Raw genomic sequence first — 1,028 nt, forward strand, 5'->3', positions numbered from 1 at the left:
GTGGCGGCCGAGAGGAACGAGTCCTCGGCCTTGTCCGCAAGGTAGGAGATCATGCCCAGCAGGCCGCTCCTCTTCAGCTTTATTATGGCGTCGAGGAGCTCCACCACGGCAACGGTTCCGACGTCAACAGGCGGGGGAGGCGGGAGCACCACGGGCTGCGGCGCCTGGGGCTTAGCCGCCTGCTGGGCCGCCTGGGCGGGGGGCTTGGCTGCCTGGGGCGCCGCGGCCGCCTGGGGCTTTGCCTGCGGCTGCGTCACGGGCTTCTGGGCCGCCTGAGGCGTGGCCTTGTCCTGTGGACCCTGCTGGGACAAGTGCACGTCACCTGGCCCCTTAAGTCATGTTTTAGAATTTATGCTTTCACAGCCCGCTTAAATGGTGCGGCGATTATATAACTGCTAAGGCTAGCCCTTGACCCACCAGAAGTACGCGTAGTCGTCAATGCCTCCCCACATGGGGTTCTCCTGCCACGATATCATGCCCATGTAGCCGTGCATGTACGGCTTAGCCACCATCAGCGCATTCTGGTATATCGTGTAGACGTACATGTAGAGGCTCACCGCCTCCTGCTCGGCCTGCCTGTAGAGCTCATATGCTTCCGTGTAGTTGCCAGCTATGTCATAGTAGTTAGCAACGCCTATGGTATTGTTCATGTTAATGTACTCCGCTGCCTCCTGCCAGAGCCACTTGCCTACCTCGGGCTCGACGCTCGGGCTCAGCCACGGGTAGCTTACCTTTGACTGGTTGAAGTACGCGCTGAGGTTCTCCAGGTAGGTCGCGTTCCAGCCGTCGGGCAGGGCGTAGTCCCCACTCTCCAGGTACATGCCGTTCATGAAGTCGTCAGCCATTGGGTAGTCGGCGCTCCAGTACCAGTAGTATATGGGTAGGCCGTTCTGCCCTGGAACCTGGTACGCCTCAATCACCGCCTGGGGCAGGTACATTGGCACAGCGTTTATGTTCGGGTCTATGTTGTGGAGGGCCGCGGCCCACATCTCGGCTGCAGTGTAGTCCGTGGTGTCCCCGGCCTGCAC

At 60.6% G+C, this 1,028-nt stretch carries 2 pseudogenes; both read right to left on the reverse strand.

What is annotated here, in order from left to right:
- A pseudogene (locus tag ACP5H1_RS08470) lies at positions 1–311 on the reverse strand (hypothetical protein); the annotation flags it as partial.
- 90 nt (positions 312–401) lie between these two features.
- Positions 402–1,028: pseudogene (locus ACP5H1_RS08475) on the reverse strand (ABC transporter substrate-binding protein); the annotation flags it as partial.

The sequence above is a fragment of the Acidilobus sp. genome (genome assembly GCF_049973875.1).
Taxonomy (GTDB): Archaea; Thermoproteota; Thermoprotei_A; order Sulfolobales; family Acidilobaceae; genus Acidilobus.